Source organism: Mesorhizobium sp. M0848 (assembly GCF_040319805.1).
GTDB lineage: Bacteria > Pseudomonadota > Alphaproteobacteria > Rhizobiales > Rhizobiaceae > Mesorhizobium.
This window is the reverse complement of sequence record NZ_JAMYOM010000010.1, coordinates 138,478-160,423: the sequence shown is the minus strand read 5'-3', so window position 1 is coordinate 160,423 and position 21,946 is coordinate 138,478. Positions and strand designations below refer to the sequence as shown.

General features: G+C 62.4%; 21 protein-coding genes. 7 read left to right on the top strand and 14 right to left on the bottom strand.

The window, feature by feature from the left end:
• Positions 1-86: 86 nt before the first annotated feature.
• Positions 87-491 carry a response regulator gene (locus NKH95_RS14015; RefSeq protein WP_032901484.1) on the bottom strand — a complete coding sequence of 135 codons (405 nt, stop codon included), beginning with the start codon at positions 489-491 and terminating at the stop codon, positions 87-89.
• Positions 492-730: 239 nt separating this feature from the next.
• Positions 731-1,360 (bottom strand): histidine phosphotransferase ChpT, encoded by a 630-nt coding sequence (gene chpT, locus NKH95_RS14010; protein WP_024504504.1) that lies wholly within the window; start codon positions 1,358-1,360, stop codon positions 731-733.
• Positions 1,361-1,751: 391 nt separating this feature from the next.
• Between chpT and NKH95_RS14005 the strand changes: the two genes are divergently transcribed.
• Entirely contained in the window at positions 1,752-2,288 is a 537-nt protein-coding gene (locus tag NKH95_RS14005; protein WP_245273156.1) for a DUF1134 domain-containing protein, read from the top strand.
• A 189-nt stretch (positions 2,289-2,477) separates the two neighbouring features.
• A complete protein-coding gene (locus NKH95_RS14000) occupies positions 2,478-3,614 on the top strand; it encodes a coiled-coil domain-containing protein (RefSeq protein ID WP_352721703.1) in 1,137 nt (378 codons plus the stop codon).
• 91 nt (positions 3,615-3,705) lie between these two features.
• Here NKH95_RS14000 and NKH95_RS13995 read toward each other — a convergent pair whose 3' ends face one another.
• From NKH95_RS13995 to NKH95_RS13970, 6 genes are all read right to left on the bottom strand, one after another.
• Positions 3,706-4,521: a TrmH family RNA methyltransferase gene (locus tag NKH95_RS13995; protein ID WP_352721701.1), complete on the bottom strand. Its 816-nt coding sequence runs from the start codon at positions 4,519-4,521 to the stop codon at positions 3,706-3,708.
• 165 nt (positions 4,522-4,686) lie between these two features.
• Complete coding sequence (locus NKH95_RS13990) at positions 4,687-5,031, bottom strand: ArsR/SmtB family transcription factor (protein ID WP_023809905.1); 345 nt, start codon at positions 5,029-5,031, stop codon at positions 4,687-4,689.
• Positions 5,032-5,183: 152 nt separating this feature from the next.
• Positions 5,184-5,963, bottom strand: a complete 780-nt coding sequence (locus NKH95_RS13985) for a HugZ family pyridoxamine 5'-phosphate oxidase (RefSeq protein WP_352796181.1) — start codon at positions 5,961-5,963, stop codon at positions 5,184-5,186.
• Between the two features lie 31 nt (positions 5,964-5,994).
• Positions 5,995-7,170 carry a CaiB/BaiF CoA transferase family protein gene (locus tag NKH95_RS13980; RefSeq protein ID WP_352796178.1) on the bottom strand — a complete coding sequence of 392 codons (1,176 nt, stop codon included), beginning with the start codon at positions 7,168-7,170 and terminating at the stop codon, positions 5,995-5,997.
• A gap of 6 nt (positions 7,171-7,176) precedes the next feature.
• The gene (locus NKH95_RS13975; RefSeq protein WP_128303701.1) at positions 7,177-7,938 is read right to left on the bottom strand and encodes a 3-hydroxyacyl-CoA dehydrogenase; all 762 of its coding nucleotides are present in this window, start codon (positions 7,936-7,938) and stop codon (positions 7,177-7,179) included.
• Between the two features lie 61 nt (positions 7,939-7,999).
• Positions 8,000-8,536 carry a GNAT family N-acetyltransferase gene (locus NKH95_RS13970; protein ID WP_023809901.1) on the bottom strand — a complete coding sequence of 179 codons (537 nt, stop codon included), beginning with the start codon at positions 8,534-8,536 and terminating at the stop codon, positions 8,000-8,002.
• A 275-nt stretch (positions 8,537-8,811) separates the two neighbouring features.
• Between NKH95_RS13970 and NKH95_RS13965 the strand changes: the two genes are divergently transcribed.
• Entirely contained in the window at positions 8,812-9,804 is a 993-nt protein-coding gene (locus NKH95_RS13965; RefSeq protein ID WP_023809900.1) for a glutathione S-transferase family protein, read from the top strand.
• A gap of 1 nt (position 9,805) precedes the next feature.
• Here the strand turns inward: NKH95_RS13965 and NKH95_RS13960 are convergent, their stop codons facing one another.
• Entirely contained in the window at positions 9,806-10,300 is a 495-nt protein-coding gene (locus NKH95_RS13960; RefSeq protein WP_023809899.1) for an NUDIX domain-containing protein, read from the bottom strand.
• Between the two features lie 53 nt (positions 10,301-10,353).
• Here NKH95_RS13960 and NKH95_RS13955 point away from each other — a divergent pair, with 53 nt between their 5' ends.
• Positions 10,354-11,283, top strand: a complete 930-nt coding sequence (locus NKH95_RS13955; RefSeq protein ID WP_023809898.1) for a metallophosphoesterase family protein — start codon at positions 10,354-10,356, stop codon at positions 11,281-11,283.
• Here the strand turns inward: NKH95_RS13955 and NKH95_RS13950 are convergent.
• From NKH95_RS13950 to leuA, 4 genes are all read right to left on the bottom strand, one after another.
• On the bottom strand, positions 11,267-11,884 hold the full coding sequence (locus NKH95_RS13950) for a hypothetical protein (RefSeq protein WP_023809897.1): 618 nt from the start codon (positions 11,882-11,884) through the stop codon (positions 11,267-11,269). The genes NKH95_RS13955 and NKH95_RS13950 overlap by 17 nt on opposite strands.
• 113 nt (positions 11,885-11,997) lie before the next feature.
• Positions 11,998-12,801: an alpha/beta fold hydrolase gene (locus NKH95_RS13945; RefSeq protein ID WP_352440341.1), complete on the bottom strand. Its 804-nt coding sequence runs from the start codon at positions 12,799-12,801 to the stop codon at positions 11,998-12,000.
• A 198-nt stretch (positions 12,802-12,999) separates the two neighbouring features.
• Positions 13,000-14,775, bottom strand: a complete 1,776-nt coding sequence (locus NKH95_RS13940; RefSeq protein WP_023809895.1) for a tetratricopeptide repeat protein — start codon at positions 14,773-14,775, stop codon at positions 13,000-13,002.
• 184 nt (positions 14,776-14,959) lie between these two features.
• Entirely contained in the window at positions 14,960-16,636 is a 1,677-nt protein-coding gene (leuA, locus tag NKH95_RS13935) for a 2-isopropylmalate synthase (RefSeq protein WP_023809894.1), read from the bottom strand.
• Positions 16,637-17,348: 712 nt separating this feature from the next.
• On the opposite strand from leuA, the gene NKH95_RS13930 reads away from it, so the two are divergent.
• Positions 17,349-18,515, top strand: coding sequence for an ATP-grasp domain-containing protein (locus NKH95_RS13930; protein WP_023809892.1), 1,167 nt, complete (start codon positions 17,349-17,351; stop codon positions 18,513-18,515).
• A 4-nt stretch (positions 18,516-18,519) separates the two neighbouring features.
• Entirely contained in the window at positions 18,520-19,296 is a 777-nt protein-coding gene (locus tag NKH95_RS13925) for an esterase family protein (protein WP_023809891.1), read from the top strand.
• 23 nt (positions 19,297-19,319) lie between these two features.
• Here NKH95_RS13925 and NKH95_RS13920 read toward each other — a convergent pair whose 3' ends face one another.
• Entirely contained in the window at positions 19,320-20,855 is a 1,536-nt protein-coding gene (locus NKH95_RS13920) for an MFS transporter (RefSeq protein ID WP_352891786.1), read from the bottom strand.
• Positions 20,856-21,001: 146 nt separating this feature from the next.
• On the opposite strand from NKH95_RS13920, the gene NKH95_RS13915 reads away from it, so the two are divergent.
• Positions 21,002-21,886, top strand: coding sequence for a LysR family transcriptional regulator (locus tag NKH95_RS13915; protein ID WP_352796167.1), 885 nt, complete (start codon positions 21,002-21,004; stop codon positions 21,884-21,886).
• The last annotated feature ends 60 nt before the right edge of the window (positions 21,887-21,946 follow it).

The window sequence follows — 21,946 nt, the reverse complement described above, 5'->3', positions numbered from 1 at the left end:
CTTTTCAATAAAAAACCCGGCTTCGGCCGGGTTTTTGCATGACGGGCTGGTAACGGTCTGTTTTTGGGCTTCCGAGCAGAAAACCGTCACGCACTTTTTCTGGAATTGCTCAAGGGTGCCGAATCAGGTGCGCTCTTCAAGGTGCGAAAGCGCTCGAGCAGTTGCGGGCGGTTGAACGGCTTCAAGAGATAGCCCTGGGCGCCGGCGCGCTTGGCCCGCATGATCGAAGCAATATCGAGCTCGACCAGGGAAATCAGGATCTGCGGCCTTATCGGGCTCTCCATGGCGCGGACGCGACGGATGAGATCGACCGCCGGTACGTCGGGCAAGGCGCCATCGACGACGATGATGTCGGGCATGTCGGCGGCGCACATCTCCAGCGCGTCAAGTCCGCTGGCGGCCTCGATGACAATCATTTCGGAGCCGCCCAGGATGCGTTTTGCAACCTTCCTGATGACGCTTGAATCGTCGACGAACATGCAGCGTTTCATTTCCGGGTCCTCTTTGCCTTCTGGCAGTCCGGTAGCGTCGGGGGCATCCAGGGCGGACCATAGGCCAATCTGGTAAAGAAGCCGAAAAGGCGTTAGGTAAAATTTTTACAAAGATAGGCAGGTGCCTGCTTTTATTCGCGAATGCTTTGGCACTGCCTGGACGACCAGATGCATCTCAAGTCGATGAGCTGGAATTACAGATTTCAATGTAGAAATACTTCGCTTTATCGGCTGCGCAATCAGGCCGCAGAAAGGACGATTTCTTCCGGCGTCGCGTGGATCGATATCGTCATGCCGGCTTCGCGCGCCAGAAGCAGCGTGTAGTAGGGCTGCACGGAATGCGCGTCGATCGGTTCCTCCGGCTTGTGGCCGGAATGCAGTTCGAGGAACTTCGGCGGCACACGCAGCATCGGGCCGGCCGACGCAAGCGCGAAACGCGGTTCGGTCTCAAGATTTTCCAGCGTCACGGAAAGCTTGCCGCCGCGCGGAATGGCGGCATTGGCGACGAGGATCAGGTTGAGCAGCAGCTTGACCTTGTTCTTGGGCAACAACGCGCGGGGCCCGTTCCAGGTCAGTTCCGGCTTTTCGTTCTTGAGGAAGGCGATGGCGACCGCTTCGGCATCGCCGGTATCGATCAACATGCCGGCCGAGCCGGCGGCACCGAAGGCGATGCGGGCGAACTGCAGGCGGGCCGAAGCGTTGCGGGCGCTCTGGCGGATCAGCTTCATGGCGTCCTCGTCGGCGCCGCCTTCATCAAGCAATTCGAGCCCGTTGTTGATCGCGCCGACCGGCGAGATGATATCGTGGCAGACCCGACTGCACAAAAGCGCTGCCAGATCGGGTGCGGAAAGGGTGAACAGATCGGCCATCGGCGAAAAATCCCTGCAAAATCTCACAACTCATGGCCGGGCGATCGATCGTCGCCTGCCACACGAATCACGCACTCTCTCCTCGGGCTTTCTGAATACACAGCGCCCGTGCGTGCAGCAACAAATCCAAATTGTGGTTGTGGCAAATGGCGTGTTCACGCAGGCTGCCGGCCCCACTTGAGCGACCCCAAACAGCCTTCGAACCGCCATGTTCATGTGTGAGCTTAATGGTTGAAAAAGGATTACGGCATAGTTTGCCCCTAACAGTTACCCTTAACGGCCGGCTAAAAGAGCCGTACGGGGTGCGAGGCGTCGGCGAAGGTGCTCCCTGACGGAGATTGGAAGCATGTTTTCCCGATACTACGACCGGAGCTTTCTCCGTGTCTTCTCAATGGCGGTCACGCTCCTGGGCGTTCTCGTCTTCTCGACTTCAGCCCTGCGGGCCCAGGAATACACCGCTCAGGAGATTGTCGATTCCGGTCACAAATTTTTTGGCGCGACATCGGGCGGGCTCGCCACGGTGATCGAGAAGATTTTTGCCTCCTACGGCCTGCCCAACGGCTATCTGCTGGGCGAAGAGGGCTCGGGCGCGCTGATCGGTGGCCTGACCTATGGCGAAGGCACGCTCTACACCAAGAATGCCGGCGACCACAAAGTGTTCTGGCAAGGCCCGTCGCTCGGCTGGGATTTCGGCGGCGAGGGTTCGCGAGTGATGATGCTGGTCTACAATCTCGACGATGTGGGCAGCCTCTACAACCGCTATGGCGGCGTCGCCGGTTCGGCCTATGTGGTGGCTGGCGTCGGCTTCAACGTGCTGAAGAACAACAATGTGATTTTGGTGCCGATCCGCACCGGTGTCGGTGCCCGGCTTGGCGTCAATCTCGGCTATCTGAAGCTTACCGAGCGCGCCACCTGGAATCCGTTCTAAGCTGAAGTCCTTGGCTGTCGTTGCCCAAAACCGGGACCGCTTTTGGGTCGACATGCATTAAACTCGTGGCGTTGCGGCAAACCCTTGCCGCAACGCTGGATTTCCGCCATGTCAACGTGGCACAGTCAAGCGCTCTATGCGCTTTTGGTTTATCTTGTTTGATGCTTACCGGCCACAACGGGTAGTCACTTGGTCCAGTCGGTCCTGTTCTTCGTCCTCGGCTTTCTCTGCGCTGGCTTTCTGGCGCTCATGGTGGCTCCGGCCATATGGCGTCGTGCGGTCGCGCTTACACGCAGACGCGTCGAATCCTCGATCCCTCTGACGCAAACCGAGATCCAGGCGGACAAGGATCGCATCCGCGCCGAATACGCTATGACGACGCGCCGCCTGGAAATCAGCGTCAAGGCGTTGCGAGAGAAGGCGGCCGAACAACTCGTCGAGATCAATCGCGGTCGCGAGGCCATGAAGGGCCTGGCGGTCGAGCGGACGGACAAGAACCAGGCGCTGACCGAACTGGGCGCGAAGAACGAAGCGCTGCGTCAACGAGAGGGCGAGTTGCAGCAGCTTTCGGAGCGGTTGAAGGAAACCGAGCGCAAGCTGGAAAAGCGCGCAGTTGAGCTGGAAAAGCTGGAGCGCATGTATGACGATGCCAGTTTTTCCTCGAGCAGCCGGCAGATCGAGCTCGTGGCGCGAGAGTCCGAAATGCAGAAACTCGCCAGTGACATTGCGATGCTGCGCGGCCAGCGCAAGGAAGCCGACAGGCGCGGCCAGGAAATCGCGGCCGAAAGCAAGGCCGCGCGGGACGCTCTGAAAGCCGAGAAGAAAAGGACCGCCGAGCTCGACAAGAAGGTCGAGCGGCTGCTGGCCACACTTGCCGATCGCGAAGACAAACTCGACCGCCGCGAAAAGGAACTGGCACGCATGCGCGAAAGATCGAAATCCGAAGACAGCGCGCCAGCCTTGCGGCTGGTCGGCAAGGGCGGCGATGTCGCCAGGAGTGATGATTTGGACAAGGCAATCGCCAAGCTCGACAGTGACCGTGAGCAGCTCGAGGCGAGGCTGACGGCGCTGGCGCGCGAGAACAAGCGGCTGAAGGCCGACCTCACCGCACTGGCCGCGTCCAAGGCCACGGACAGCAGCTCTGCCTTGCGCGAGCAGATGAACGCGCTGGCGGCGGAGGTCGTCCATCTGACGGCGAAGCTCGAGGGGCCTGGTTCGCCGGTCGCCAAGGCATTGGCGGTACCGTCGGACGCCCGCTCCGGCAACGGTGACCGCAGTCTTGCCGACCGCGTGCGCGCGCTGCAGAAGGCTGACGCGACAAGCTGAATCAGGCTTCTTTAGAGTATTTCACCGTTTCACGGAAACGGCGAAATGCCCTAACTCTTTGCTTTGACGCAATTCTGGACGGAAAACCGCTTCACACTTTTCCTAGAATTGCTCTAGCCGAAAAATGATGCAGCGCGATGGCTGAAGCCGCGGCGACATTCAGGCTGTCGAAGCCTTCCGCCATGGTAATCCGCACGTTGCGCAGGCTTGCGAGCAGGTTGTCCGGCAAGCCTTCGCCCTCGGTGCCGAGATAGAGCGCCAGGCGCTTACTGCGCTGCGCATCGCGGATGTCGGTCTTCCCGCGTGGCGACAGCGCGAATTGTTCGAAGCCACGTCGGGCGAGCATCGTTGTGAAGCCGGCGGTGTCGGAGAACGATGCGAAGGGGATTTTGAGCGCGGCGCCGACCGAAACGCGGATCGCCTTGCGATAGAGCGGGTCGCAGCATGTCGCATCCAGCAGAACCGCGTCAGCGCCAAAGGCGGCGGCATTGCGGAAGATCGAGCCCACATTGTCATGGTTGGCGATACCGACGAGCACTACGACGAGCGCCCGAGGCGGCAAGCCATCGAGCAGGTCTTCGGCCGGCTGCGGCTCTCCCTTGCGGCCAATGGCCAGGATGCCGCGATGCATATGAAATCCGGCGATAGCGTCCATCACCGCGCTGGTGGCGACATAGACCGGGAGGTCGGCGGGCGCCTTGCTCAGGATGTTGTCGAGACCTGCCAGCCGGTTTTCCAGGACCAGGATCGATTCGGCGGCAAAGCGCCCGGTCGAGAGCAGCAGGTCGAGCACCACCTTGCCTTCGGCGACGAAGCGGCCTTGCCGGCCGGCGAGGTCACGCTCGCGAATGTCGAGATAGGCAGCGACGCGCGGATCTTGCGGGTCGTCGATGCGAATGGGATCCATGCATTCCTCGCGACCGTCGCATCGGCCCGAAAATCCGGACCGCTTCCCGGCGCTCATCTTGTTTGGAAAGCACGATGCGACAATTCGGGACAATCAGCCAGCTTTGTGCGCCCCGGATGGGCGCATGTCGCTCTGAAATCACCGGCGAGATCGGCGGTTATGTGGTCAGGTTCCAGCACGGCGCAAACGGTGCGCCATCTGGGAGAGGTCATCCTTGCCGCTGCCGAAAATGCCGTCCAGCATGACAAGCAGTTCTCGCACGGCGTCGGATTTGCAGGAGTAGTAGATCATCTGCCGGTCGCGGCGGGTCTCGACCAGGTCGAGCGCCCGCAACTTGGCGAGGTGCTGGGACAGGGCGGATTGGCTGAGCATCACCTTCTCAGCAATGGCTCCAACCGACATTTCACCTTCGGCGAGATAGCTCATGATCAACAGTCGCTTCTCATTGCCCATCAGCATGAGAAACTCTGCCGCCGATTCGGCGTTCACGATTAGCTTTGTCGAGACCATCGATCCCCCATGCTTCCTGTTCATCCCGACGCCATGGGGGCAATGGCGTCTGATTCCATAAATTCACTTGTCGATCGGCGCTGGCGATTCAGCGTCACCAAAAGGTAGAGCATTTCACTTAAATCTCAAGTGTTGCTTTTGATCCAGCATAATTAAGTCTCAGTCCCGGCGTCGGCCATGGCTCGGCCGGCCTTGGCCATATCGACCAGAACGTGCCGCAATTCGCCTGCCGCCGCCAAAGGGTGTGGGTAAAAGACCCGGCAAACATCGTCGCCCGACACCAGATCCATGCCATCGGCATCGAATCCGGCAACACGCCAGCCGTTTCCGGACGCTTTGGCGAAATGCTGTGCGTAAACGGCGATTGCGTCGAGATGGTCGGCGTTCATGTGGTCGATGGCGGATTGTTCGCGCGCCGCGAGTTCCTCGACGACCGGTCCGCTGGCGAGCAAATCCGATCGATCGAGCTGATAGGCCTTGCCGAAGCCGCCGTTGAGGCTGGCGCGTTGCGGACCGAGGCGAAAGATCGAAAAGTCGCCGAGACCGGCGTAAAGATTCGCCCTGGGATTGTGATTGAGATAACGGCGCTGGGTGCGGGCGTGTTCGGCTGATCCGCGCTCAAGCCGTGCCGCCTGGCAGATCAATGTCAGGCGCGGGTGCGCCAGCGGGTCGCCCTTGCCCGGTTCGCCGAGCAACAGGGAACAGCGCGGATCGGCAAGCAGAGCGCCGGTGTGCGCCGAAAGCATCGAAACCAGGATCAGCGGCGCACCGTCGATGTCGGTGGCCACGCCGACCCTGCTGGCCAGCGGCGAGCCGGTTTGCGGTTCGATCACCGCCAGGGCGCCAAAGCGGGCGCTGCGCAGAAGCGTCTTCGCCAGCCGGATCGCTTCGGCGTCCGTCTCGCGGATCACATCCTTTTTCGGCTCGTCCAAGGCAGCACCACAGTAAGTTGATCTTTATGCTCTAGTTATCGGTCAGCAAGCCGGATTTGACAAGGTCGTCGATCTCGGCTTTCGCAAAGCCGAAACGTGCCAGAATTGCCGATGGCGACAAATCCTCATTGCCTGGCATAGTAGCCAATGTCGGCTGCGAATTCGAGAAACGCGGCGCGGGGGCCGGGCGCTCAAATGCACCTGTCGTCACAGAGGCGTTGCGTGCCCGATTGTGCGGGTGGTGCTTCGCCTCCTGCAGCGACAGAACGGGTGCAACGCAGGCATCGGTTTGCGCGAACAGAAGGTCCCAGTCGTCGCGGGTTTTCTGCCGGATCCGATCGGTAATGGCGGCGCGCATCGGCGGCCACAGGGCCTTGTCGTACTGGCCGGACGCAAAGTGCTCGTCGAGCGGCAGCAGCCTGGCGAATTCGGCGAAGAATTGCGGCTCGAGGCAGCCAATGGCGATGTGCCCGCCATCCGCCGTCTCATAGGTGTCGTAGAACGGGGCGCCGGAATCGAGCAGGTTCGCGCCGCGCTTGTCGCTCCACAAGCCGGCCGCCGTCAAGGCGTGCAGGGGCACCGCCAGCATCGAGGCGCCGTCGACCATCGCTGCGTCGATGACGTCACCCTTGCCCGTGCGCGAACGTTGGAACAGGGCGGCCAGCACGCCGGCAATCAGCATCATGGCGCCACCGCCATAGTCGGCGACAAGGTTGAGCGGCGGGACGGGACGGCCGTCGGCATGGCCGATGGCGTGCAGCACGCCGCTATAGGCGAGGTAGGTGATGTCGTGGCCGGCGCGGCCGGCGAGCGGACCGTCCTGGCCGAAGCCGGTCATACGGCCGTAGATCAGCGCCGGATTACGCGCCTGCACCGCTTCCGGGCCGAGGCCGAGCCGTTCCATGACACCCGGGCGAAAGCCTTCGAGCAACATGTCCGCCTTTTCGGCAAGGCGCAACAACAGATCGGTGCCTTCACGGCGCTTCAGGTCGAGGCGCAGGACGGCGCGGCCATGGCGGTTGATGTTGTACTCATCAGGCAGCGACAGGAACTGGCTCGTCCCCGCCCGTTCGATGCGCAACACTTGCGCGCCCATCTCCGACAGCATCAGGCCGGCCAGCGGCACCGGGCCGAGCCCGGCCATCTCGATCACCTTCAGCCCGGCCAGCGGCCCGGTTTTAGCGGCAGCGGACAGGCCGGCGCTCATGACCTTCTATTTCGGCGCCATGCGAATGGCGCCGTCGAGGCGAATGGTCTCGCCATTCAGCATCTGGTTCTCGACGATGTGCAGGGCGAGAGCGGCATATTCGGATGGTTCGCCCAGGCGCGACGGGAATGGCACGGCGGCGCCCAGCGAATCCTGAACTTCCTGCGGCATGCCGGCCATCATAGGCGTCTTGAAGATGCCGGGTGCGATGGTGCAGACGCGGATGCCGGAACGGGCAAGATCGCGCGCCACCGGCAGCGTCATGCCGACGACGCCGCCCTTGGAAGCCGCATAGGCGGCCTGACCGATCTGGCCATCATAAGCGGCAACCGAAGCGGTGTTGACGATGACGCCGCGCTCGCCGCCCTGCAGCGGCTCGAGCTTCGACGCGCGCTCGGCAACGAGGCGGATCATGTTGAACGTGCCGATCAGATTGACCTCGATCACCTTGCGATACTGATCAAGGGGGTGGGGACCATCCTTGCCGATCGTCTTCACGCCGATGGCGATGCCGGCGCAGTTGACCAGGATCCGTGGCTGGCCAAGCTTGGCCGTAACGTCGGCGAGGGCAGCGGTCCCGCTGTCGGCGCTGCTGACGTCGCACTGGACGGCTATACCGCCGATCTCGGCCGCGACCTTGGCCGCGCGATCGATACCGACATCGAAGATGGCGACGCGGGCGCCCTTGGCCGCCAGCGCGCGCGCCGTTGCCTCGCCAAGGCCGGAGCCGCCGCCGGTGACGATCGCGATCTGGCCGTTCGGGTTCATGGCGTCATCCTTTGATCTCGGGAACAGTGGGATGGATCAGGCGCCAGATCGAAGGGAAAGGTCAAGCCATCGCCGCGGTAGGATCGGCCACCCTGGCCTGATCGGCGTGGCCGACCTCGCCCAAGAGCCTGGCTACCGCGCCCGGCGCGATCTCGTGCGACAGTAGCCGGTCGAGATCGACGGGGCGCGGCATCGAAATCTGGCCGCGCGGAATCCGCTTGAAACCGAGCGGCCCGTAATAGGGCTCGTCACCGACCAGCATTACGGCAGGTGCGCCGGCCCGGGCGGCGGCCTCCAGCGCGATCGCCACCAGCCGGCGGCCGATGCCGAGATTCTTGAAGGCCGGCCGCACCGCGAGCGGCCCGAGCATCAATGCGCGGCCGGCGCCGGCGGCGATGCGGGTCATGCGCACCGAGGCGACGACAAGGTCGCCGTCGACGGCGACAAAGGACAGCGAGCGCTCGTGCCCTCCGGCTTCACGGATCTTGTAAGCGGCCAGCACAAAGCGGCCGGGCCCGAAGGCTTCGTCGTTGATGGCTTCGATCTCGGGGTCGTGCGCCGGGGTTTCCGGCAGGTATTTCACGTCGGCAAGGCTCATGGTCGTTGCGGTCCGATACAAGGAGGAGAGGTTTGCTGCAAACGGCAGCATTCGCCAGTCAGCGCTTCATCAAGCGCGGGCGCCCTTTCGTCGTCGGTCAAACCGGATCAAAGCAAAGTCGAACATGCGGATTGTCCGCTAGCATCAATTTCCCGCCGCTGCAATCGGCCGTTTTTGTCCGTCATTTCTGCCAAGTGACGGTCTGTTCAGCACCTGACGTCTTCGACAGGGCAGCCTTGTGCCTACATCAACCAACAGGACGCAAGGAGATTTGCATGGGATTGCTGGTTGAAGGAAGATGGCAGGATCGCTGGTATGATACGGCGGACAATGGTGGCAGCTTCGTGCGGACGCAGTCGCAATGGCGCGACTGGATCACTGTTGACGGCAAGCCGGCTGAAGGCCGGACGCGCGGTTTCAAGGCCGAGCCCGGCCGCTATCACCTCTATGTCTCGCTTGCCTGTCCGTGGGCCCACCGGACGTTGATCTTTCGCGCGCTGAAGAAGCTGGAAGGCGTCATATCGGTGTCGGTGGTGCATCATTTCATGGGCGCCAACGGCTGGACGTTCGTGGCTGAGGACGGCGCCACGGGCGACACGCTTTACGGCCTCGACTTCCTGCACCAGATCTATGCCAAGGCCGATCCCGCCTATTCGGGCCGGGTGACGGTGCCGGTGCTGTGGGACAAAAAGGAGCAGACCATCGTCTCCAATGAGTCTTCCGAAATCATCCGCATGCTGAATTCAGCCTTCGACGAATGGGGCGACGCCAGCCTCGATTTCTATCCGAAGGCGTTGCGCGGCGAGATCGATCGGATCAATGCGCTGGTCTATCCCGCGGTCAACAACGGCGTCTATCGCGCCGGCTTCGCCACCACGCAACGTGCCTATGAAGAGGCGTTCGGTGAATTGTTCACAGCGCTGGATACGCTGGAGGAGCGGCTGTCGAAGCAGCGCTATCTCGTCGGCGATCGTATCACCGAAGCCGACTGGCGGCTGTTCACCACGCTGGTGCGCTTCGATCCGGTCTATGTCGGCCATTTCAAATGCAATCTGCGCCGTATCGCCGACTACCCGAACCTGTCCAACTATCTGCGCGATCTCTATCAGGTGCCTGATGTGGCCGGGACGGTGAATCTGCATCATATCAAGGCGCATTATTACGGCAGCCACCAGACAATCAATCCGACGCGGATCGTGCCTGTCGGACCGGATCTGGATTATGCCGCACGGCATGACCGGGCGCGCTTCGAGAAAGCGGCAGCCTGATCTACCAGTAGGGCGAGGGCTGCTCGCCGTCAAAAACCTCGGCGATCCGGCGCAGCGTCGCCGGCGTCGTGCCCTGCGGCAAGCCGTCGAGCGGGAAGAAGCCGGCTTCGGCGATTTCGTGGTCCGGCAGCTTCGGCGCCGTCTGGCTGAAATGCTCGAGCAAATAAAAGCCGACATGGTCGCGGCGGCTGGAGCGGCGGTTGAAATGCATCGATTTGAGCACCGGCGGGGCGGTGAGAGCGATGTTGCCTTCCTCGGCCAGTTCACGGGCCAGTGCCTCGTTCATCGTCTCGCCGACTTCGACGCCGCCGCCGGGAAGCTGCCAGCCCGGTACATAGGTATGGCGAATAAGGAAGACGGACCTGGACGCCCTGTCGTGGATCAAGCCGCGCACGCCAAGCGTCATCGGCCTCCGCAGCACGAAATAGAGATGGAACAGCCTGGCCCTCAAACCTGGCCAGCCGGTCTGGCGGAAGGCATCTTCAGGGCTCGTCATTGATAGCGAAACCGTGGGTGGAAAGCCGCGCGCGGGTCGCCTATGAAGGTTGTATGTTCAGGCTCGCGCATATTTCCGATGTCCATCTGGGGCCGCTCCCCGATGTATCCTATCGCGATCTCGCCTCCAAGCGCGTGCTCGGCTATGTCAACTGGCAGCGCAACCGCCGCCGCCATATGCATGATGCGGTGATTGACACGATCGTCGCCGACATCAAGGCGAACACGCCTGACCACCTCGCCGTCACCGGCGACCTGGTCAATCTGGCGCTCGACGGCGAGATCGAGATGGCCAGGCACTGGTTGGAGACGCTGGGGCCGGCGCATGATGTTTCGGTCGTTCCGGGCAACCACGACGCCTATGTGCCAGGCGCCTTCGACAAGGTCTGCCGATCCTGGGCGGCGTGGATGAGCGGCGACGGCGTCAACACGCCGGTCGATCGTAACGCATTTCCCTATCTGCGCGTGCGCGGCAACGTCGCGCTGATCGGTGTCTCGACAGCGCGCGCCACGGCACCCTTCATGGCCAATGGTTTCTTCATGGAAGGCCAAGCGAAGCGGCTCGGCAAAATCCTCGGGGATACCGCCGGACAGGGGCTGTTCCGCGCCATCATGATCCATCATCCGCCGGTGCGCGGCGCGGTCCCGCAGCACAAGCGGCTGTTCGGCATTGCCCGCTTCAACAAGATCATTCGCCGCCACGGCGCCGACCTTGTCCTGCACGGCCATTCACATCTGCCGTCGCTGTTCTTCATCGGCGGTCGCGGCGTCAGGATTCCAGCGGTCGGCGTCGCCGCCGCCGGCCAGGCGCCGGGCGGCAAGAACCCGGCGGCGCAGTACAATCTGTTCGACATTGACGGCGAGACGGGCAACTGGCGGATCCGGCTGACGCGGCGCGGCCTGACCGGGCCGTCCATGCCGCCATCCGATCTGCAGACGCTGGAACTCGGTGCCGTGACTGGCGCCGCTATGGCCGCAAGCTGACTACCATGGCGACGATGCGGTCCCAGAACAGGACGATGGACACGAGAAGACCGACCAGGGCACCGGCAGCCACAAGGCCAAGCCCGGACAGAAAGGCCGACCAGCGTTTGCCGCGCGCCGTCGCGCGCAGCGGCGGTTCGGCTTCCGGCACATAGGCACGTTTCATGCCGGCGACGGCCGGTTCGACGCCGCCTTCCAGCATCCTCTGACGCTCGACAATGCGCTCCGCGACATAGCGTGTCACGGAATGGGCAACCGGCTTCATCTCGGTGGATTCGGCAAGCACCACCCGGCCGATACGGGTGTCCTTGAGGAAGCGATAGGTCCGGCGGTCGCGCCCCATGGCGACATGACTGATGGCGTCGATCCACAAGCGCGGCTGCAAGCCGGACGAGACGACAAAGTCGAAATTGTCCATGTCGGCCGGAACATCGGCAAAAACCGGTGCCAGTTCGGCGGCGAGCAGATCGAGGCGCATGCGATGCGCCTCGCGCATGTCGACGACGACGTCGTCGCGGTCGGCGAAGGCATTTTTGACATCACGGATGGCATCGGACAGTTTCTTGGACTGGTCGATGGTCTTCTCGCCTGCTTCCTTCATCGGCGTCTGCCTCGTGGGTTTGGTTAACACCGGGTTAACACAGCCGCCGGCAAAATGCACTGGCGAGATCGACGGCCCCCGGGGTGCCCAGGAAGGTTGTCGTGCGAAAAAGGTCAGCTGGCTGCTGCGGCGAATTTCTGGCGATGTGGCCCGGCGCGACGATTGGTGTTGCGGCGAATGATCTCGGCAACAAGGCCGGGGGCTTCCTCAGCCAGCATATGGCCGGCCTCCAGCACGTGGTGCACGTGAAAATGCGCCGGCAGGTCATCCGCCTGGGTAAAGGGCAGCACCGCATCGTTGGTTCCCCATGCCACCATCACTGGCATGTTCAGTCCATCGAGGCGATCGTGCGGGATGACGCCTTGCCGACCGTCCACGGTCATGGCGGCTGCGATCTCGACCAGCTTTTCGAGTTGGCCGGGTCGCCTGCGCATTTCCCAAAGGGTGTCCACCATATGTTCGAGTGGCGGGGCTGAAGGTCCCGACATGACGGCGAGGCAGGAGCGGATCTCGGACCGATCCGAGGCTTCGGCATAGCGGCGCAATAGCGGTCCATTGATTTCGGGGCCAAGGCCGCCCGGCGCCAGAAGCGTCAGCGAGGCTATCTTTTCAGGCTCGGCCAGCGCCATCAGCGCCGCCACGGCACCGCCCATCGAGTGGCCCACGAGATGAACGCGCTTCAGGCGACGCTCAGAGAGATCGGCGAGCACGGCCTTGGCCGCCACCCTGGCCGGACCGGCGGCGGGAAAATCGAGCGACATCCCATACCCAGGCAGATCATAGGCCAGCGTATGCGTGGAAGGCGTCAGGGCGGAAATCACCTCGCGCCATACATCATGGCAGCCGCCGAAACCGTGCAGCAGGACGATGGCCTTCGAGCCAACACCCTCTTCGGCGGCAAAAAGTGATGCGGTCATGAAAGCTGATTTTTTTGTTATTGCAGAATGCGCGACACCAATGATGGCTGAATTGCTCCTAGTCCAACGTGATGACCAGTAAAATTTTCGCGATTTGTACGGTTGTGTACAGAACTTGGCCACCAATCGGCAATCGGCGATCGGAGCGCAGGAAATCCATCGGGACGCGGCGCAGCCAGTGCGCGGACGTCGATGGTGTCAGCTTGGGCTGCCGAGCCCGGCAGCGCGGAGTGCCTGGACCAGCCGGTCGGTCAGGTCGGCCGGATATTTCCGCTCGACGAAAGTCGCCCGTGGATCGGCGGCAAATTTGGGGAACTCGGTGGTCAGCTGTTTCAGCAGCGTGCTCACCAGATGGTCCTGTCCGGCAGCCTTGGCGCCGACCAGCCGCGCCGCCAGATAGTGTGATTTCGTTGCCGTCGTTCTCAGTGCCATGCTGGCCGCGACCGCCTTGTTCATGTCGCCGAGCATGAACTCACCAACGAACAGCCCGTAGTCCCACCATGTCGGGTGCCCGCTGAAGGTCTCCGCCGCATGATCGAGGATCGGCGTTCCCTCGGCATATCGTCCGGCGAAGATCAGCCCGTAGCCGTAAGCGGCGGCCATGCCGAGGTCGTAGGGGTTGAGTTCATAGGCCTTGCGCATCCAGCGGATCGCTTCGTCCGTATTGCCGAGGCGCGAACTGACATAGCCGTAGGAGCGATGCGCATAAGGGCTGGTCGGACCCATCTGCACGCCGCGATGGGCAAACTCGACGGCTGTCTCAATCGTCGCATTGGGCGGATAGGCGTAATGATCGGACACCGCCTCGAGATGCAGGGAAGCAAGTTCCGAATAGACGAGCGAGGACTTGGTTCCACCATTGGCCAGCTTCTCGAGGCAACGGTAGGCTGCCTCATGGGTCCTGGCGTTCTGGTCGAGATAATATTTGCCGTTGAGCAGCAGACATTGCGTCAGGCCGTTTGGCGTGCCGGTCTGCTCGATATAGTTGTAGATGGTGCCGGAGGCGGGGAGTGCCGAGCTCAGCATGTCGGCGATACGGTCTTCGACCGCGGCAGGTGCGCTGTCGGCGGGGGTGAGATTGCGCGATAGAAGCACCCGTCCGGACGCCATGCTTTGCAGTTCGATCGTGATGTCGCCCGCGTCCGGTCCGGGCAGGACGTCGAATATGAAGCTCGCAGCGTCGTCAGCCGGATCGCCGACGGTGTCGCGGCCGATGAAGTCGATGGTATCGAAGCCACTCAGGCCGGCGCGCAGCGATGCGGCGACACGGCTGGCGTCGGGGCCGTCAGCCTTGAGTCCGATATAGACTTGCGGAAGGGCGTCAGCCCTTGCCGATGCCGTGACGCTTGCGCTTGCGCCAGCGATCTCCGGCGTTGCCGAGATGTCGCCGCCTGCCAGCAAGGCAGTGCTGCCCTGGCGAAGGATCAGTACGCCCAGCATGGCGATGACCAAGGCGATCGCCATCCAGAAAAAGCGGAGATGGCGCGCCACCGAGGGGGCAGGCGAAATCGGTACGGAAGCCAGAGACATCGCGTCCAGCATGCCCGTGCCGGCTTCGTTGGACCGATCGGCGGATACGACGCCGTCCAGCCTGAGTTCGGGAACAGCCTCGGCAATATCCGGCAGGCGGATCGCGTTCAATTCATAGGCAGGAACATAGCCGCCGCGCGGAATGGCGATGCGGACCGGCTCGGCAATTCCCTCATTGGCAAAATAGTGCTGCAGAAGCTCGCGCAGCCTGCCTGCCTGCACACGCACCACGGCATCGGTGGACGGATCGAAGTCGCCGTCCTTGCCGAAAACATCCATGGCAATGGAAAAGCCCTTGAGCCTGTCGGCTTCGCCGGCCTGTTCACGTTCGACAAGATAACGCAGCAGCTTGCGCGCGCGTTCGGATCGGCCGAACGTTTGGCTGGCAAGCAGTCGCTCCAGTGTCTCGCGCACTGCGGGGGCGGCAGGCGTGGCATGCTGCAAGTGTCGATCCTCTCGAAGTCGGCACAGGTTGAGGCGCGATCATATAGGTCCCGCACCACCACACAAGTATACACCCCGTTATGCGATCACGTACCCACCGGATAATTCCGCGGTGGTTAATGGCCCGAAAGATCGGAACCGTTCACCAGGTTGGGAGGGTTCCGATCTTTGTTCCCGTCGGGCGTCAGCCGGCTTTTTTACCGACGATACGGTTCGCGGCAGACATCACCGCCTCCAGTGAGGCGGCGACGATGTTGGTGTTGATGCCGGCGCCGAACAGCTTGCCCTGGGGATACTCCATCTCGACATACGAAATGGCTGACGCGTTCGAGCCGCGCTGCATCGAGTGCTCGGAATAGTCGAGCACCGACATCTCGACGCCGACATGGCGCGACAGCGCATCGACGAAGCCGTCGATCGGACCGGTGCCTGTGCCGGAGATCGTCACTTCCTTGCCATTGTCCAGGATGACCGCCTCGACGACGCGCCGGCCCTTGATTTCGGTGCTGGGATAGGTGTGGTGATCGAGGAATTTCAGCCGCGCGGCCGGCTGATCGACATAGGTCTCGAGAAAGCGCTCGTAGATACGCCTGGCCGGCACTTCCTTGCCCTCGGCGTCGGTGATCGCCTGGATTTCCTGGCTAAATTCGATCTGCAGATTGCGCGGCAAGTTGAGGCCGTAATCGGCCTGCAGCACATAAGCGATGCCACCCTTGCCGGACTGCGAGTTGATGCGGATGATGGCTTCATAGCTGCGGCCGACATCGGCCGGATCGATCGGCAGATAGGGCACTTCCCACAGGCTCGTATTGGCCTTCTTCAGCGCCTTCATGCCCTTGTTGATGGCATCCTGGTGCGAACCGGAAAAGGCGGTGTAGACGAGTTCGCCGACATAGGGGTGGCGCTCGGGGATCTTCAACTGGTTCGAATATTCGTAGACGTCCTTCATCCGGTTGATGTCGGAGCAGTCGATCAACGGATCGACACCTTGCGTGTACATGTTCAGCGCCAGCGTGACGATGTCGACATTGCCGGTGCGCTCGCCATTGCCGAACAGCGTGCCTTCGACACGGTCGGCGCCGGCCATCAGGCCGAGTTCGGTGGTGGCGATGCCGGTGCCGCGGTCATTGTGCGGATGCAGCGAGACCAGCAGGTTCTCCCGGTTGTCGAGGTTGCGGCACATCCACTCGATGCGGTCGGCATAGATGTTGGGTGTCGACATCTCGACCGTCGAGGGCAGGTTGACGATCAGCTTGTTGTCCGCCGTCGGCCTGACGATCTCGGTGACGGCGTTGCAGATCTCCAGCGCCACTTCGAGTTCGGTGCCGGTAAAGCTCTCCGGCGAATACTCGAAGCGAAAGCCTCCGCCGGCCTTGGCCGCCATGTCGGTGATCATCTTGGCGGCGTCGGTGGCGATCCGCTTGATGCCGCCGACGTCCTTTTCGAAGACGACGCGACGCTGCAGCTCGCTGGTCGAATTGTAGAAATGGACGATCGGGTTGGTGGCGCCCTTCAGCGCCTCGAAGGTGCGGGTGATCAGCTCCGGCCGGCACTGCACCAGCACCTGCAGCGAGACATCGGCGGGCACGTTGCCTTCCTCGATGCACCAGCGGGCAAAGTCGAAATCGGTCTGCGAGGCCGACGGGAAGCCGATCTCGATCTCCTTGAAGCCCATGTCGAGCAGCAGGCCGAACATGCGTGCCTTGCGCTCATGGCCCATCGGATCGATCAGCGCCTGGTTGCCGTCGCGCAGGTCGACCGAGCACCAGATCGGCGCCTTGTCGATGACCTTCGAGGGCCATGTGCGGTCGGTGAGGCCGACGGTCGGATAGGGCTGATATTTGCGGGCTGCGTCGGACATGCCCTTGTTCTGGATGCTTCGTTCCGCATCCTTGCCGGCTACCGCGGCATCGGAACGGATCTCTTCTCGTGCGTTCATCGTCTTTTCTCCCGGCGGCTCATGGATCCACCCTCAGGTGGATTGATGGCGAGCGGCGCCTTACCAGAATTTCGTTCGCTTGATGTGATTGCCAAGGAGCATGCGCTTGCGCGGCGGTTCGACCGCCGGGCGCTCCTTCAGCGAACCCGGCGATCGCCGATAAGGCCGAGAAGAAGCAGGGTCGAAGCCAGCGCGCGCACGGTCTCGCCGGAAAAACCGGTCGGACGGGAAGCGTTGGTGGCGCGCGTGTTCATGGCTGATCTCATATAGGAGCGGCTTGTGGGAGGCAAGTGGGGCCGCATTGCGGGTAATGCTGATGACAGCGAGTTCGGCAGTGTTGGCAGCCTTTGTGCCGGCAGCTTTCCACGATAGGAATTTTTTCTTGACTGGGTGACCTCAGCTACGGTACATATTCGTCCATGGTGCTGATCTGCGCCAGTGACCCGCCGCACAGGCGGGTTTTTCGTTTGATGCTCCGTCAGCCAACGCGCCGAAGGCCGCGAGGGAACCCGAGTTCGGTGCCTTGGCTTTGCTGGCCGGATTTTGCTGGATATTGTCCCCACCGCACATGCCCTTCCCCAGGCGCTGCAAATGCGCCAGACTTGGGCATCGACGGGTTGCGATGGGGTTGTCCATGAATTTCGTGTTCTTCTCCCCGCATTTTCCCGCCAACGGCGCGGATTTCTGCGACCGTTTGAAGAAGGCCGGAGCCAGGGTGCTCGGCATCGGCGACGCACCCTATGACGCACTCGACGCCAAGCTGAAGGCGGCGCTTTCGGAATATTACCGTGTCGCCGACATGGAAGACTACGATCCGGTGTTCCGGGCGATGGGGCATTTCATCCACAAATGGGGCCGCATCGACCGTTTCGAATCGCTCAATGAACATTGGCTGGAGCTGGAAGCCAACATCCGCTCCGACTTCAACATCTACGGCACCAAGCTCGATTTCGTGAAGAATCTGAAGCGCAAGAGCCGCATGCGCGCCTTCTTCCGCAAGAGTGGCGTCGACACCATCGCGCAGCGCAAATGCTCCGACCGTGCCGGGGCCATGACTTTCATCCGGCGCGTCGGCTATCCGGTGGTGGTCAAGCCCGACAGCGGTTCCGGCGCATCGAACACCTTCAAGATCTCCAACGCCAAGGAACTCGACCAGTTCTTCCGGGACAAGCCCGAGGACGTGACCTTCGTCATGGAGCAGTTCATCGAGGGACTGGTGGTGACTTATGACGGGCTGGTCAACCGCGACGGCGAGGTGGTGCTGGCGGCCAGCCATCGCTATGACCAGAGCATCATGGAGGTGGTCAACAAGGACCGCCACATGAGCTACACCTGCTTTCCCAAGGTTAGACCGGCGATCGAGGAGGCCGGCCGCAAGATACTGAAGGCGTTCGACGTGCGCGAACGCTTCTTCCACATTGAGCTGTTCGAGACCAAGGACGACCGGGTCATCGCGCTGGAGGTCAACATGCGTCCGCCCGGCGCCTGGATGACCGATGCGATCAACTATACGTTCGACGTCGACGTCTATGCGGCATGGGCCGATATGGTGGTCAGAGATGCCGCCGGCGGCCCTTACGAGGGCAAATACTTCACCGCCTATGCCAGCCGCAAGCGACGCCTCCACTATTTGCACAGCCATGAGGACGTGCTAGCCGCGCACCGCGACAAGATCGTCCACCATCAGGCCATCGAAGAGGTTTTCAGCCGCGCCATGGGAAATTACGCCTATCAGATGCGCTCGAAGGACGAAGCAGCGTTGCGCGAGGCAGTCGCCTATATCCACGCGGAAAAGGCGTGAGGCGATGGACATCTCCTATCACAAGAATTTCTCGAGCCAGCTCGGCCGCGACATGGAATACAAGCGCTACGGCCATGCCGGCCGGCCGGTGGTGGTGTTTCCGACCTCGCAGGGCCGGTTCTACCAGTTCGAGGATTCCGGCGGGGTGGGCGCACTGGCCGAATTCATCGACACCGGCCGCATCCAGCTGTTCACGGTCGACGGCGTCGATTCGGAATCCTTCTTCGACAAGCATGCCGACGCGGCCCATCGCATCGCCCGCCACGAAGCCTATTTCCGCTATGTGCGCGAGGAGGCGCTGCCGGAGTTCCTGTCCGCAGCCGAGCAGGCCAATGGCGGCCGCAAGCTGAAGCCGCTGTTCTCGGGCTGTTCGATGGGCGGCTATCACTCGTCGAACTTCGTCTTCCGCTTTCCCGAACTTGCCAGCGGCGTCATCGCGCTGTCGGGCGTCTATTCGGCGCGCGACTTCTTCGGCAAAGCGCTCGAGGGCGACATTTTCTACAACTCGCCGCTGGACTATCTGCCCGGCATCGTCGATCCCAAACTGCTGACCCGGCTGAAGGCGCTCAGGCTGATCTTCTGCTGCGGGCAGGGCGCATGGGAAGAGCGGATGCTGGTCGAGACGCGCAGGTTGGAACAAATCCTGCGCGACAAGTCCATTCCCGCCTGGGTCGATTATTGGGGTGGCGATGTCAGCCACGACTGGCCGTGGTGGCACAAGCAACTGGTCTATTTCTTCGGCCGCTGGCTGGATGAGGACCTGATGCACAGGCTCGATTGATAGCGGGGGCCGTCCGCTGACTGCTACCCTTCCTGCGGCACTGCCTGGACGTCGACACTTTCACCTGAAGCCGATCCGCGACGCAGGCCAAGGAAGACGACGACGGCGGTCATGACGGTGATTGCCGCCAGCACGATCAGCAGCCTGTCGAACGCCGTCTCGTAGGCCTGGACCAGAACAGCGGCTCCGGCTTGGGGCAGATGTTGTGCTGATTCGCCGAGATTGCCGGTCACCAGCAGCTGGGCTGCCGCCGCCGCCTCCGTCGAAGATGCCGTTTCCTCGGCGGCGACCTGCGCGGCGGTAAAGCCGGAAAGGGTCGCCATGACGATCGCGAGCGCCACACCCTCGCAGGCGACGCGGGTGGTGTTGAAGATGCCGACCGCCATGCCGGCGCGCTCTCTCGGCACGACACTGACGGCAAGCCCGTCCATCAATCCCCAGGGCAGGGCGATGCCGACGCCGATCAGCATCAGCGGCGCCACCAGCGCACTATCGACCGGTGGTGTCAGGCTCAGCCAGACAAGCCCGGCGGCAGCGACAAGCAGGCCGACGCCGCAGATCGTGGCCGGCGCGATCCAGCGCGCCAGCTGTCCGGCGAGCATCGGCAGGATCAGCAGCGGGCCTGATAGGCAGATCATCAATTGCCCGGCCTTGATCTCGCTCATGCCCTCGATGCCGATGAAGCGGATCGGCAACAGGACGAGCAGGACGACGAAGGCGTAAGCGGGTGCCGCAGCCAGAAACTGGACGCCGACGAAGCGGGGATAGGCAAACAGCGTGAGGTCAAGCATCGGCCGTTGTGCGCGCCGCTCGACAAAGACGAAGGCGACAAAACAGATGACAGAAGCGGCCAGAAGGGTGACGACAAGGGGATCGGCCCAGCCGCGCTGCGGGGCATGGAGCACGCCATAGGTCAGCGACGCCAGCGCGATCGTGAAGGTGCCGGCTCCCGCCCAGTCGAGGCCAGTCGCATCCGGATCTCGCGATTCCCTGATGGTGCGCAGGCCGAGCATGGCGGCGGCAATCGCGAGTGCTGCAACCAGAATAAAGATCGACCGCCAGCCGAATGCAGAGATAAGCAGGCCCGACGCGATCGGGCCGAAGGCGAGGCCGATGCCGAAACTGGTGCCGAGAAAGCTGAAGGCGCGCAGCCGCAATGGCCCTTCGAATTCCTGGGCAAGTGCCGAGGCGCCGCCAGCAAAGGCGGCCGCACTGCCGATCCCCTGCGCGGCCCGGAAAATGTCGAACCAGATGATGTCCGGCGCCAGCATCGCGCCCAGCGATGCCAGGATATAGAGGGAGAGGCCGACGAGGAAGAGGCGCTTGCGGCCATGGTTGTCGGCCAGAGCGCCCGACGCCATCAGGGTGGCGCCAAAGGTCAGCATGAAGGCGTTGGTCACCCAGTTGAGCTCGATCGGACTGCCGCCGAGATCGGCCGCGATGCGCGACAGAGCGACGGCCGGACCGGTGAAGGTCAAGGGCATCGTCATCGCGGCAAGGCACACGGACAAGAGCACGAGCCATCTCTCGGCAGAGCCGGTTGTGGTCCTAGAAGTCATGGATTTCCCTATCTGAAGCAGTATCTGCCGGTAGCCGCGCGGTTGCGGAGCCGGTCGTGATGACAAGATAGGTCGCCGGCATTTCAGGAAAAATAGTGTTATATCTCCTGGTATATCGGACTGAAACGCTCGAATGGAATGACGCGATGGATCGTCTCAACGGCCTCCTGGCCTTCGCCCGCACCGCCGAGCTCGGCAGTTTCGTCGCTGCCGGGCGGGGACTTGGCATCTCGGCTTCCGCCGTCGGCAAAAGTGTCGCCCGTCTCGAGCAGGAACTCGGCGTGCGGCTGCTGCAGCGCAGCACGCGGCGGATTGGCCTGACGGAAGAGGGCAGACTGTTCAACGAGCGCGTGCGCCGCATCCTCGACGACATCGACGATGCCGAAGCGATGCTGTCGCGGACACGGGAAACGCCGCATGGGCGGCTGCGCATATCCACTCCGATCGTCACCTATCATTTGCTGCTGCCGGTGCTGTCGGAGTTCATGGCCCGCTATCCGGAGATAGAGCTCGACATCGATTTCAACGACCGGATCGTCGACGTCATCGACGAGGGCATCGATGTCGCGATCCGTAGCGGCGAACTGCCGGATTCGCGCCTTGTTTCGAGACCCGTTGCCCCCTTTCGCATGCTGCTGTGCGCGGCGCCCTCCTATCTGGATCGTCATGGCGCCCCCAGTGTGCCGGCGGATCTCACCACGCATTTCGGCATAAACTTCCGCTTCCTGAACAGCGGCAGGTTGCTGGAGTGGCCGTTCATGACCGGAAGCGCCGAACCGCAGATCCGCTCGATGCTGACCTGCAACAACATGGAAGCCTTGAAGGGCGCCACGCTCGCCGGCCTCGGCATAGCCTGCATGCCGGATTTCCTGGTGCGCGAGGCGCTGCACGAAGACAGGCTGCGTACCGTCCTCGACGGTCATGTCGACGGCCGTGGCCAGTTCCGGATGCTGTGGCCCTCCAATCGCCATTTGTCGCCGAAGGTGCGCGTCTTCGTCGACTTCCTTCCCGAGCGGCTTGCTGCGCGGTAGGCGTTCATCGCTAAATATGAAATTTATAATCAAGTTTATGTGGAAACGCCGCAGCGGCTG

Excerpts from the sequence above, each read along its gene's own strand:
- NKH95_RS14015 (WP_032901484.1), bottom strand. The coding sequence starts at position 491 with ATGAAACGCTGCATGTTCGTCGACGATTCAAGCGTCATCAGGAAGGTT.
- chpT (WP_024504504.1), bottom strand. The coding sequence starts at position 1,360 with ATGGCCGATCTGTTCACCCTTTCCGCACCCGATCTGGCAGCGCTTTTG.
- NKH95_RS14005 (WP_245273156.1), top strand. The coding sequence starts at position 1,752 with ATGGCGGTCACGCTCCTGGGCGTTCTCGTCTTCTCGACTTCAGCCCTG.
- NKH95_RS13995 (WP_352721701.1), bottom strand. The coding sequence starts at position 4,521 with ATGGATCCCATTCGCATCGACGACCCGCAAGATCCGCGCGTCGCTGCC.
- NKH95_RS13990 (WP_023809905.1), bottom strand. The coding sequence starts at position 5,031 with ATGGTCTCGACAAAGCTAATCGTGAACGCCGAATCGGCGGCAGAGTTT.
- NKH95_RS13980 (WP_352796178.1), bottom strand. The coding sequence starts at position 7,170 with ATGAGCGCCGGCCTGTCCGCTGCCGCTAAAACCGGGCCGCTGGCCGGG.
- NKH95_RS13975 (WP_128303701.1), bottom strand. The coding sequence starts at position 7,938 with ATGAACCCGAACGGCCAGATCGCGATCGTCACCGGCGGCGGCTCCGGC.
- NKH95_RS13970 (WP_023809901.1), bottom strand. The coding sequence starts at position 8,536 with ATGAGCCTTGCCGACGTGAAATACCTGCCGGAAACCCCGGCGCACGAC.
- NKH95_RS13965 (WP_023809900.1), top strand. The coding sequence starts at position 8,812 with ATGGGATTGCTGGTTGAAGGAAGATGGCAGGATCGCTGGTATGATACG.
- NKH95_RS13960 (WP_023809899.1), bottom strand. The coding sequence starts at position 10,300 with ATGACGAGCCCTGAAGATGCCTTCCGCCAGACCGGCTGGCCAGGTTTG.
- NKH95_RS13955 (WP_023809898.1), top strand. The coding sequence starts at position 10,354 with ATGTTCAGGCTCGCGCATATTTCCGATGTCCATCTGGGGCCGCTCCCC.
- NKH95_RS13950 (WP_023809897.1), bottom strand. The coding sequence starts at position 11,884 with ATGAAGGAAGCAGGCGAGAAGACCATCGACCAGTCCAAGAAACTGTCC.
- NKH95_RS13945 (WP_352440341.1), bottom strand. The coding sequence starts at position 12,801 with ATGACCGCATCACTTTTTGCCGCCGAAGAGGGTGTTGGCTCGAAGGCC.
- leuA (WP_023809894.1), bottom strand. The coding sequence starts at position 16,636 with ATGTCCGACGCAGCCCGCAAATATCAGCCCTATCCGACCGTCGGCCTC.
- NKH95_RS13930 (WP_023809892.1), top strand. The coding sequence starts at position 17,349 with ATGAATTTCGTGTTCTTCTCCCCGCATTTTCCCGCCAACGGCGCGGAT.
- NKH95_RS13925 (WP_023809891.1), top strand. The coding sequence starts at position 18,520 with ATGGACATCTCCTATCACAAGAATTTCTCGAGCCAGCTCGGCCGCGAC.
- NKH95_RS13920 (WP_352891786.1), bottom strand. The coding sequence starts at position 20,855 with ATGACTTCTAGGACCACAACCGGCTCTGCCGAGAGATGGCTCGTGCTC.
- NKH95_RS13915 (WP_352796167.1), top strand. The coding sequence starts at position 21,002 with ATGGATCGTCTCAACGGCCTCCTGGCCTTCGCCCGCACCGCCGAGCTC.